The sequence below is a fragment of the Streptomyces sp. NPDC007162 genome (assembly GCF_040634175.1).
GTDB lineage: Bacteria > Actinomycetota > Actinomycetes > Streptomycetales > Streptomycetaceae > Streptomyces.
Genome location: NZ_JBEYFC010000423.1, coordinates 1 through 7,879 on the forward strand (window position 1 = coordinate 1; position 7,879 = coordinate 7,879).

The window sequence follows — 7,879 nt, forward strand, 5'->3', positions numbered from 1 at the left end:
CCCGGGTCCGGGCTGCCGTTCTGGCGCGAACTGTGGATCTCGGCCCGCGACAGCCTGCGCATCCTGCTCCGCGCCGGGCTGTGGGGCCTGCTCCTCGTACAGGGCCCAGGCGCCGTCCATCTCGACGTGGGACTCGGAGATCGGCGGCCAGGCCCCCACACCGTCCAGGGCCAGGGTGAAGGAGAAGGCGCGGCCGGCCAGGTAGTCGCTCGACCCGGAGCAGGTGAAGCCGATGTCGGCGGTCTTCAGGCCGGTCTGTGCGAGGACGTCGTGCAGCACCGGCATGAGCATCTCCACCTCGGAGAGCTCCTCGCTGGTGCGCCGGTGATCGGTCTGCGCGAAGGCGACCAGCGCTATGTCACGCGTCACAGCAGCTCCTTGTACGTGTCGTAGTCCGCGTCGGGTTCGCCGGTGGGCCGGTAGTGGTCGGGATAGCGGGCCCCCTCGGTCCACACCGGCTCCACCCTGAGGCCCATCCGCACCTGGTCGTAGGGGATGCCGCCGATCCGGCCGTGCAGGGCGAGGCCGGCGCCGTCCAGGGCGATGTGCGCGTAGACGTACGGCACTTCGATGTCGAGGTTCTTCGCCTTGATGTTGACGATGCAGAAGGTGGTGACCGTGCCCCCGGGGCCCACTTCGACCTGTTCCGACGTGGCCACCCCGCAGGTGGGGCACGCGCCCCTCGGCGGGACGTACACCTTCCGGCAGGAGGGGCAGCGCTCCCCCACGGTCCGCCGCGACGAGAGGGCGTCGATGTAGGCGGTCTGGGCGCGGCCGGGCGAGTAGGTGTAGTCGAGGCGGGCGTGGGCGACGATGCCCGTGACCGGCTCCTCGAACTCCCCCGCGTGGACGGTGCCGGTGGCCTCCCCGCCGTCGTACGGCTCGAAGCAGGCGATGTCGGTGATGGCGCCGGAGCGCTCCTCGGCCCAGCGGATCCTGACCCGCATGCCCGTGTGCACGGCGTCCGGCCCCGGCACGTCGAGGGCGTGCAGCAGGGCGGTGTCGGCCCCGTCGAGCCGGACCAGGACCCAGGCGAAGGGCGTGCCCAGCGGTTGCCCGCGACGGGGTTCGTGGTTCCAGGCCCAGGTGGTGACGGTGCCGGTGGCGCCCACGTGGACGAGGTCGCGGATCTCCTCGGCGGTGACGGGGTCGTACTCGACGGGTGGCACGAGCGTGCGTCCGTCGCCGGTCCTCACCCCGAGGACGACACGCTCACGCAGCCCGGTGAGAAAGGCACTCTGAACGGGACCGAGAGAGCGGGTGAACGGGAACTCGACGACGAGGGGAGCTTTGAGCACTTCGGGCATGGGGGCTCCTTTTTCACCGGATCGGTGTTGCGGCGCCCCTTCAGGGGCGCGACGAACTGCGCGACCAGCCACACACGGCCCGCGGACCGCGACGCACCTACGACGGCAACTCACGCACGCTTGTAATCAGGCGCCCGCTTCTCCGCGAACGCACGCGCCCCTTCCTTCGCATCGGCCGTGTCGAAGATCGGCCAGCCGCGCTCGAGCTCCGCCACCAGCCCGTCGGCCTCCGTCATCTCCGCCGTCTCGTACACGGACGCTTTGACCGCCTCCACGGCAAGCGGCCCGCACGCGTTGACCTGCTCGGCGATCTCCAGTGCCTTGTCGAGCGCACCGCCGTCGGGAACGACATGGCCGACGAGTCCGATATCGGCGGCCTCCCGGGCCGTGTACCGCCGTCCGGTCAGCAGCATCTCCAGCGCGTGGGTGCGCGGGATCTGGCGCTGCAGCCGGACGGTGGAGCCACCGATCGGGAAGAGCCCCCGCCGGACCTCGAACAGACCGAAGGTCGCGGACTCGCCCGCGACCCGGATGTCGGTGCCCTGGAGGATCTCGGTGCCGCCCGCGACGCAGTACCCCTCGACGGCGGCGATCACCGGTTTGCGCGGGCGATGATGACGGAGCATCGCCTTCCAGTGCAGATCCGGGTCGGCCTTCAGCCGGTCACGGAGGTGCTCGCCCGCCATGCCCTGCCCGGCCAGCGCCTTGAGGTCCATCCCGGCGCAGAAGGCACCCCCGGCCCCGGTGAGCACGATGGAGCGGACCTCGTCGTCCTCGTCCGCCGCGATCCAGCCGTCGTACAGGCCGACGAGCATGGAGATCGACAGGGCGTTCTTCGCCTCGGGCCTGTTGAGCGTGAGCACCAGCGTGGCGCCCTCGCGCCGCACGGTGAGGTGTTCCGTACCACCCATGGACCTCTCCCCTCTGCCGGAACGAGAACAGGTTGCAGTAGGGCGGAGGGCACTTCAAGGGTTTTCTGACAGTCAGTCAGATTTCTTCGCGCGAACCCTTCCCACTTGCCGCGCCCTTTGCTCTGATGACCGCGAACCGACAGGTACGCCTTTCTTCGTCACGGTTGCCGGGGTCAGGAGGAGCGGTGGAGTACAACCTTGCCGATCTGTTCGAGTCGGTCGTCGACGTGGCCGCGGACCGCGAGGCACTCGTGTACATCGACCATCCGGGCACGGGTGCGCAGCGCCGGCTCACCTACGCGGAGCTGGACGCCGCCGCCAACCGCATCGGCCACCATCTGATCGACAGCGGGATCCGCCCGGGCGAGCATCTCGGGCTGCACCTCTACAACGGGGTGGAGTACCTCCAGACGGTGCTCGGCTGCCTCAAGGCACGGGTCGTACCCGTCAATGTGAACTACCGCTACGTCGAGGAGGAGTTGGTCTACCTCTACCGGGACGCCGACCTGGTCGCGCTGGTCTTCGACGCGGAGTTCGAGGACCGGGTGGCCGCGGCGCTGCCCCGGGCACCGAGGCTGCGGCACCTGGTGCGGGTGGGCGAGGCCGCGTCGGAGCTCAAGGCGCTCGCGTTCACGGAGGCCGAGGCCGCGGGGTCGTCCGGGCGCGGATTCCCGGCGCGTTCGGCGGACGACCAGTTCATCATCTACACCGGCGGCACCACCGGCATGCCCAAGGGTGTGATGTGGCGCCAGGAGGACCTGTTCTTCGCCGGACTCGGCGGTGGCGCACCGACCGGTGAGCCGGTCCGGCGGCCGGAGGAACTGGCCGAACGGGTCGCGGCGGGCGGCACCGGGATCACCTTCTTCCCCACTCCCCCGCTGATGCATGGCACGTCCACCCTGACCTCCTTCATCGGCTTCAACTTCGGGCAACGCGTCGTGATCCACCGCAAGTTCGTGGCCGAGGAGGTGCTGAGGACGATCGAGAAGGAGAAGGTGACCAGCATGTCCCTGGTCGGCGACGCGATGCTGCGGCCGCTGATCGACGCCCTCGCCGGACCGATGAAGGGCACCGACTGCTCCGCGCTGTTCAGCGTCTCCTCCTCGGGCGCGATCCTCTCCGAGACCGTGCGCCGCCAGTTCAGCGAACTCCTGCCGAACGCCATGCTGTTGAACAACTTCGGGTCCTCCGAATCAGGGTTCAACGGCACGGCGACCGACGACTCGGGTGCGGGCAGCCGGTTCCGGGTCCGGGTCAACTCCCGTACGCAGGTCGTCGACCCGGCGACCCATGAGCCGGTCGCGGTCGGCGAGATCGGCCGGGTCGCCCAGAGCGGCCATGTGCCGCTCGGCTACTACAACGACCCGCGGAAAACCGCCGAGACCTTCTTCGAGAAGGACGGCCGCCGCTGGGTACTGCTGGGCGACATGGGGACCGTCGACGAGGACGGCGTGGTCACCGTCCTCGGCCGGGGGTCGCAGTGCATCAACACCGGGGGCGAGAAGGTGTACCCGGAGGAGGTCGAGCAGGCGCTGAAGTCACATCCCGATGTGTACGACGTGCTGGTGGCCGGCGTGCCGGACGCGAAGTGGGGCAGTCATGTGGCGGCGGTGGTGCAGCTGCGCGAGGGGGCGCCGCGCCCGTCGCTGGAGGACATCCAGTCGCACTGCCGCACCCATCTCGCCGGGTACAAGATCCCGCGCCAGCTGGTGATCACGGAGTCGGTGCAGCGCTCGCCGAGCGGGAAGGCCGACTACCGGTGGGCGAGGGAAGTGGCGGTCGCGGCGGACCGGTAGTGGCACCCGCGGGACGGCGGGACGGGGGCCGGGCGTACTCTTTGCGCGCGGTTGACCCGGTTGGTTGAACGCGGGGTTACGTGCGGCCGTACGCGAGATTGGCGGTCGTGACCTGCGGGTCCGGGCCGCCGCGCCAGCACCGGGCTTCGCACGGAAGGACCTACGGGTGTCGCACCTCACGCCCCCTCGCCAGCAACTGGACAAGGACGCGGACGCGCCGGTCCCGGACCGGGCGGAGGCGGCATCACCGGCGCCGACGGACACCGACCCCGTACCGGGCGCCGTGCCGGACGGACACCCGACGGATGACACGGCAGGGGCCGCGCCTGAAGCACAGGGCGACGCGGCCGAAGCACAGACAGACACCGAGCCCGAAGCACCGCCGGAGGCCGAAACAGCAGCCCGGGCAGAGACCACGGCTGAAGCAACGGAAACCCCGTCAGCGGCCGAAGCACGGACCGAGGCGTCCGGCGAAGGCGAGCACGGCGAGTCGGCCGCGGCCGAATCCGAACCCGCCGGCCGGGTCACCGCCTCCTCCCGCGCCGGCTGGTTCCGGCGGCGTCCGCTTCCGCCGCGTGCCGCCGCATGGGTGCGGGTGGGTACGCACGTGCTGGCCGGAGTGTTCGTGCTCGTGGCGATCCTCGTGCCCGACCGGCTCGACCGGTTCACCCTCCAGGGCTTCTTCCGCCTCCCCGTCGAGGCCCTCTTCCTCGCGATCCTCCTGCTCGCGCTGCCGTCGAGGGCGCGGCGCGTCGCGGCCGTCGCCGCCGGGGCGCTCCTCGGCCTGTCGACCGTGCTGAAGTGCCTGGACATGGGCTTCTACCAGACCCTGGCCCGGCCCTTCGACCTGGTCTTCGACTGGGTCCTGCTGACCGACGCGGCGGACTGGGTGAAGGACTCGTTCGGTCACGCGGGTGAGGTGCTCGCGGTGATCGGCGTGTTCGTCCTGCTCATCGCGGTGCTGGTGCTGAGTGCACTGGCGATGGTGCGGCTTTCGAACATGATGGCCCGGCACCGTGCCGTGGCGGTACGCACCACGCTGGTCCTCGGCGTCGTGTGGATCACCTGCTTCACGCTGGGCGTGGAGTTCGCCGGTGTCCCGGTCGCCACCAAGGGCTACAGCCAGTTCCTCGCCAACCGTGTGCAGTACGTCCGCGAGGGACTGGGGGACGCCGACGTCTTCAGGAAGCAGCTCGCCGTCGACGCGTATGCCAACACCCCGTCCGACCAACTGCTGACCGGGCTGCGCGGCAAGGACGTGCTGTTCACCTTCATCGAGAGCTACGGCCGGGTGGCGATCGACGATCCGGCGATGGCACCGGAGATCGACGCGACCCTCACCGAGGGGAACGCCCGGCTCAAGTCGGCCGGGTTCGCGGCGCAGAGCGGCTGGCTGAGGTCGCCCGTCACGGGCGCCGGCAGCTGGCTCGCCCACTCGACGTTCCTGTCCGGCCTGTGGATCAAGAACCAGCAGCGGTACCGGACCCTGACCACCGGTGACCACGCGACCCTCACCAAGTACTTCCAGAAGACCGGTGCCTGGCGCACGGTCGGTATCGTGCCGGGCGTGCGCAAGGCCTGGCCCGAGGGCAAGTACTTCGGCCTCGACCACATCTACGACTCGACGCACCTCGGTTACGAGGGCCCGTACTTCAGCTGGACGCCGGTGCCGGACCAGTTCAGCCTGGAGGCCTTCCAGAAGCTGGAGCACGGGAAGAAGAACCGCGACCCGATCATGGCGGAGATCATCCTGGCGTCCAGCCACAACCCCTGGTCGCCCATCGCACACATCATCGACTGGAAGGACCTCGGCAACGGCAAGATCTTCTACAAGATCAAGAAGGAGGGCACCAACCCCACGGAGGTCTGGAAGAGCGCGCAGCGCGTGCGGACCGAGTACCGCAAGGCGATCCAGTACTCCCTGGACAGCCTGACCCAGTGGATGCAGCGCTACGGCGACGACAACACCGTCCTGGTGTTCCTCGGCGACCACCAGCCCGTGCCCACGGTCACCGGCGGCACCGCCGACAAGGACGTGCCCGTCACCATCGTCGCCCGCGACCCGAAGGTCCTGAAGCGGGTCTCCGGCTGGGGCTGGACGGACGGCCTGAAGCCCGCGGACAACGCCCCGGAGTGGCCCATGGACCAGTTCCGGAACCGCTTCCTGAAGGCGTTCGGCCCGCAGTCCTGAGCCCGTCAGGGGGGTGGGCCCGGTTTGGCCGCGCGGAAGGCGAACTGGCCGCAGAACGTGAGTTTGCGCAGGTTCACCAGGGCCGTGTGCCGGTCTCCCTTGCGGGCCCAGGCGTCGATCTGCGCGTTGAGGGGCGACTCACGGTGCCAGAAGCGGCCGAACTCCCGCTTCCGGGTGTCGTGGTAGGAACGCATGATCAGTGTCACGCCGTCGAGTGAGGGCCGGATCTCCTGCAGGGTGAGTCCGGCCTCCTCTACCAGCACCCGGAACCCGTACGGCGTGTAGTTCCAGAGGCTGAAGGAGTGGTAGGGCTCGAACTGGGAGGTGCTGCCGATGAACAGCCCGCCCGGCCGCAGCACCCTGCCCACCTCCGCGAGCAGCTCCCTGGGCCGGGCGACGTGTTCGAAGACCTGGTGCGCGTACACGAGTGGCACGGCGTTCGAGCGGAACGGCAGGCGGACGCCGTCGAAGTACACCACCGCGTCGCCGCCCGGTCCGCGCTGCGCGGCCTCCGGGGAGTCGCGGATGTCGACGCCCACCCAGCGCACGTCGGGGTCGTGCCTGCGGAAGAGCCCGGCGGAAGCGCCACGCCCGCAGCCGAGGTCGACCACCCGGTCCGGGGCCCCCGGCGAGCTCATGGCCTCGTCGAGGTAGTAGCGGGAGGTCACCTGGCGGGCGTGGTCGTCGGGGATGCAGTCGTGCATGAGTTCCCACAGGGTCGACATGGCCCCACGCTAAGGAGCCGCTTTCTCCCGGGGCCGCAGACACACCGTGGCAGCGGGCCCTCCGGGACCTCAGGAGGCGGGGCCGAACCGCTCCCGCAGTTCCCGCTTGAGGATCTTCCCGCTGGCGTTGCGGGGCAGCGAGCCCACGAACAGGACCCGCTTCGGCGCCTTGAAGGCCGGCAGCTTCTCCTTCACGTGGGCGATCAGCGCGGCCTCGTCGATCTCGCCGCGCGGCACGACCACCGCCGTGACCGCCTCGATCCACCGTTCGTCGGGCAGGCCGATCACGGCGGCCTCGGCGACCGCCTCATGGGTGTAGAGGGCGTCCTCCACCTGGCGTGAAGCGACCAGCACCCCACCGGAGTTGATGACGTCCTTGACCCGGTCGACGATCGTGAAGTAGCCGTCGGAATCGCGCACCGCGAGGTCGCCCGAGTGGAACCAGCCGTCCCGGAACGCCTCTTCGGTCTCCTCTGGCTTCTCCCAGTAACCGTCGCACAACTGGGGTGAACGGTAGACGATTTCACCGGGTGTGCCGTCGGGTACGTCCTGGCCGTCCTCGTCGACGACACGTGCCTCCACGAACAGCACGGTCCGGCCGCAGGAGTCCAGCCGTCCCTTGTGTTCCTCGGGGGCGAGCACGGTGGCCAGCGGTCCGATCTCGCTCTGCCCGAAGCAGTTGAACAGGGCCAGTTTCGGCAGGCGTTCCCGCAGCCGTTCGAGCACGGGCACCGGCATGATCGACGCCCCGTAGTAGGCCTTGCGCAGTCCGCCCAGGTCGCGGGTGGCGAAGTCGGGCCGGTTGGACAGGCCGATCCACACGGTGGGCGGCGCGAACAGGCTGTCCACTCGCCCGGCTTCGACCAGGTCGAACAGCGTGTCGCCGTCCGGGGCGGCCAGGATGACGTCGGCGATGGCACGGCCGATGTCCTGGCTGGGGCATTCGTGC

Annotated in this window: 6 protein-coding genes and 1 pseudogene; 2 read left to right on the forward strand and 5 right to left on the reverse strand. The window is 69.8% G+C overall.

The genetic code is table 11. From position 1 onward, the window contains the following. The 3 genes and pseudogenes from ABZ646_RS34690 to ABZ646_RS34700 all read right to left on the reverse strand — a co-directional run. A pseudogene (locus ABZ646_RS34690) lies at positions 1-369 on the reverse strand (hypothetical protein); the annotation flags it as partial. Further along, on the reverse strand, positions 366-1,307 hold the full coding sequence (locus ABZ646_RS34695) for an OB-fold domain-containing protein (protein WP_360527973.1): 942 nt from the start codon (positions 1,305-1,307) through the stop codon (positions 366-368). The gene ABZ646_RS34695 and the pseudogene ABZ646_RS34690, both read right to left, overlap by 4 nt. Positions 1,308-1,417: 110 nt before the next feature. Continuing rightward, positions 1,418-2,218 carry a crotonase/enoyl-CoA hydratase family protein gene (locus ABZ646_RS34700; RefSeq protein WP_360527976.1) on the reverse strand — a complete coding sequence of 267 codons (801 nt, stop codon included), beginning with the start codon at positions 2,216-2,218 and terminating at the stop codon, positions 1,418-1,420. Between the two features lie 185 nt (positions 2,219-2,403). On the opposite strand from ABZ646_RS34700, the gene ABZ646_RS34705 reads away from it, so the two are divergent. Together ABZ646_RS34705 and ABZ646_RS34710 are read left to right on the forward strand one after the other, a co-directional pair. Further along, a complete protein-coding gene (locus ABZ646_RS34705; RefSeq protein ID WP_360527979.1) occupies positions 2,404-4,014 on the forward strand; it encodes an acyl-CoA synthetase in 1,611 nt (536 codons plus the stop codon). Between the two features lie 595 nt (positions 4,015-4,609). Next, positions 4,610-6,205: a sulfatase gene (locus tag ABZ646_RS34710; RefSeq protein ID WP_360527988.1), complete on the forward strand. Its 1,596-nt coding sequence runs from the start codon at positions 4,610-4,612 to the stop codon at positions 6,203-6,205. Between the two features lie 5 nt (positions 6,206-6,210). On the opposite strand, the gene ABZ646_RS34715 is transcribed toward ABZ646_RS34710, so the two are convergent. Both ABZ646_RS34715 and ABZ646_RS34720 read right to left on the reverse strand, forming a co-directional pair. Then, positions 6,211-6,930, reverse strand: a complete 720-nt coding sequence (locus ABZ646_RS34715) for a methyltransferase domain-containing protein (RefSeq protein ID WP_360527982.1) — start codon at positions 6,928-6,930, stop codon at positions 6,211-6,213. A gap of 69 nt (positions 6,931-6,999) precedes the next feature. Further along, positions 7,000-7,879, reverse strand: an 880-nt coding sequence (locus ABZ646_RS34720; RefSeq protein WP_360527985.1) for an AMP-binding protein, incomplete at its 5' end; no start/stop codon positions are given.